The sequence below is a fragment of the Candidatus Marinimicrobia bacterium CG08_land_8_20_14_0_20_45_22 genome, from assembly GCA_002774355.1.
Taxonomy (GTDB): domain Bacteria; phylum Fidelibacterota; class UBA2242; order UBA2242; family UBA2242; genus 0-14-0-20-45-22.
The window spans coordinates 1-2,281 of the sequence record PEYN01000114.1 but is presented as its reverse complement, the minus strand read 5'-3'; the positions used below and the strand labels follow the sequence as shown (position 1 = coordinate 2,281).

At 45.9% G+C, this 2,281-nt stretch carries 3 protein-coding genes; all 3 read left to right on the top strand.

What is annotated here, in order from left to right:
• Positions 1-178 precede the first annotated feature (178 nt).
• Entirely contained in the window at positions 179-913 is a 735-nt protein-coding gene (locus tag COT43_06550) for a hypothetical protein (GenBank protein PIS28336.1), read from the top strand.
• Positions 914-922: 9 nt separating this feature from the next.
• Positions 923-1,174 carry a hypothetical protein gene (locus COT43_06545; GenBank protein PIS28335.1) on the top strand — a complete coding sequence of 84 codons (252 nt, stop codon included), beginning with the start codon at positions 923-925 and terminating at the stop codon, positions 1,172-1,174.
• Between the two features lie 86 nt (positions 1,175-1,260).
• Positions 1,261-2,281: hypothetical protein (locus COT43_06540; GenBank protein ID PIS28334.1), on the top strand; the 1,021-nt coding region annotated here is incomplete at its 3' end.

The window sequence follows — 2,281 nt, the reverse complement described above, 5'->3', positions numbered from 1 at the left end:
TTCAATTCTAGTCTAACACCCGAAAATGTGCTGGATCTGATTCCGTCTTACCCATTGAAAAAGCAGGAAGATTCCATCCGTGAAATTCTGGCAGAAAGGCTCAGAAACCTTCATCAGAAATTAATCGACAGTCAGAAATAATAGTCCAACAAAATTCCCAATTAATAACGAGGTTAAAATGAAAAACATGAAATTGGTTGCTGGTCTGATTGTGATTCTGTTAATGACAATGCTGGCACAAGCCGCGGAATCTCCGGCTCTTCAGGACTTCGACAGCCAGGTGTTGGCGGCGCGTCAGCACATGCGCAGTTATTGCGCCCTGATTCAGAAAGTCATGAAAAGTAATGACGAAGCAACCGCCCAAAAATCCTTACAGGAAATTCAGCAGGCAGGCGTTCTTTGGGACAAAATCCCAAAACAGTATGCTAAAAATCCGCCACCGGAATACGCAAGAGATTCTCAATTCGCTGGGCGTCTGAAGACTATGCAGATGTTGTTTGATGAAATGGCGTATAACGTCCAGAATAAAAAATACCAGATGGCTTTCAACAATTGTGCTTTCGCCTGCGGCCTGTTTGTGAAAATGCACGAGGAAAACGGTTTAGTGTATGTTTCCGACCGCCTGTTTGCTCTGCGAAAAACCATTAAATCAGCACAGACATTGCATTCAAACGGGCATTCCCTGAAAGAGATCGTTCCGGAAATTCAATCTCTGCGGGATCGGGTATTCCAGGCGCCATTCCCGGAAAAAAGCGCAACTTTCACTCCCGCTATGGAAGAACTATCCCGAACCATCGATCATCTGGCGCAACAGGTTTTTACCGATGACAAAACAGCTATTGGAACGACTTTGACCGAATTAACAAACCAGGTGAATGATCTTTATGCTCTTTCCCTGCAAATTCCATCTTAAGGAGAAAAATTGAATCCGTTTAAAGATTTTTTCATTTTGCCTGTTGTGATACTTTTATGGCTCGGTACCGGGCTCACGCAGATGCCTGAATCCGATTCTTCGGAAGCAGTTCCGACTCAGATCGAGTTAACCAAATCCGCTGTCCCGATGTTGCCGGATACTGGTTACATCTCTCTCGCCGATGCCGTGTCCGAGGCGCTTGCTAATAATGAGTTGTTGAAAAAAACGTCGCTCAAACTAAAGCCGGCCAGGCAAGATTAAAACAGACAGAAGGTGAACTTCTGCCGCGCATCGATGCCAATTTTTCTTATAGCTATCTTGACATTGTACCGGGTTTTAGAAGTATATTGCTCGGTAATATCGAACACGACATTTTTCCCACTGTCTCCATCAGTCAACCGGTCTATACTGGTGGAAAATTGAAATATGACAGAGAATTTGCCCAAGCGGATGTTCAGTCGCTTGAACAGACTCTGCTTAACGAACAATTGAACCTCAAGTTAGCCATAACCGTCAACTATTTTCAATTGCAGTCGTTGATCAATCAGCGTCAGATCATGCTGGAAAACCGCAAACAATTGGAAACGCACCGGCGTTACGCCCGGTTGCTGGTGGAATCCGGGCACATGTCGCAGTTGGAGTTAAATCGTATTGACGTGAACATCGCCGCCAGCGACGGTTATTTGCTTAAAATCGAAAACGATTATCAGACAGTCTCTTTTCAAACCGGCTTGTTAATGGGACGGCAGTCGCCTCAAATTCTGATGCCTCTGGATTCTCTGCACGTATTGACTTTCGAAGAGCATTCAGAAAACCTACTGGCAAAGGCGCTCAACAACAATCCCATTTGGAAGCAGTTTGGCTGGGAAATGCAAAAGGCGGAAACGAAGGTAAAAATACAGCAAACTGCCCGTAAACCACAGGTGTCGGCGCAGGCATTTTTCGGTTGGGAGTTTGGCCTGGAGTCTTTTTCGCTGGATAAAAACAAGCGATATTTATGGGGCTTGAATGCCAAATTTCCGCTCTATGACGGTAAAATAACTAACGCTAAAATCGACGAAGCCCGGGCCGGTGCAGAGCAAGTCCGCTGGCAGAAAGAGTATTTCCAGAAAAGCCTCGCCACTCAGGTACAGAGCGGCTACAGCCGGCTACTCGAAAAGGAGCAACAAATTGTCATTCAGCAACAGGCAGTAGAACAGGCTCAGCAGAGTTACCGGCTGGCGTTAATTGAATACCACGCCGGACGACGTTCCAATACCGATTTGCTTGATATTCAAAATGCTTTGCTTAACAGTCGGCTTACGATGAATCAGGCGGTACTGGACTATAACACCACTAGCGCCCGCCTGCTGGCGGTTTTGGGAATTT